This is a genomic window from Enterobacter sp. 01-M-02-SI-ECC (genome assembly GCF_047530595.1).
In the GTDB taxonomy this organism is placed as follows: domain Bacteria; phylum Pseudomonadota; class Gammaproteobacteria; order Enterobacterales; family Enterobacteriaceae; genus Enterobacter; species Enterobacter cloacae_M.
Genome location: NZ_JBLKCZ010000110.1, coordinates 1 through 472, shown reverse-complemented (window position 1 = coordinate 472; position 472 = coordinate 1). Strand labels below are relative to the sequence as shown.

At 47.5% G+C, this 472-nt stretch carries 2 tRNA genes; both read left to right on the top strand.

What is annotated here, in order from left to right:
* Positions 1-119: 119 nt before the first annotated feature.
* Positions 120-196, top strand: a tRNA-Ile gene (locus ACMWLG_RS25920).
* Between the two features lie 42 nt (positions 197-238).
* Positions 239-314, top strand: a tRNA-Ala gene (locus tag ACMWLG_RS25915).
* The last annotated feature ends 158 nt before the right edge of the window (positions 315-472 follow it).

The window sequence follows — 472 nt, the reverse complement described above, 5'->3', positions numbered from 1 at the left end:
AGTCGTAACAAGGTAACCGTAGGGGAACCTGCGGTTGGATCACCTCCTTACCTTAAAGAACCTGCCTTTGCAGTGCTCACACAGATTGTCTGATGAAAAACAGCAGTAAAAATCTCTGCAGGCTTGTAGCTCAGGTGGTTAGAGCGCACCCCTGATAAGGGTGAGGTCGGTGGTTCAAGTCCACTCAGGCCTACCAAACTCCTTTTAAAGGATGAGCGGTACAGAGATTATAAACGATGGGGCTATAGCTCAGCTGGGAGAGCGCCTGCTTTGCACGCAGGAGGTCTGCGGTTCGATCCCGCATAGCTCCACCATCTTTTACTGCGAACACAAGAAAACTTCAGAGTGAACCTGAAAAGGTGCACTGCGAAGTTTTGCTCTTTAAAAATCTGGATCAAGCTGAAAATTGAAACGACACATCTTAATGGTGTGTTCGAGTCTCTCAAATTTTCGCAAGTCGACGATGTATCGA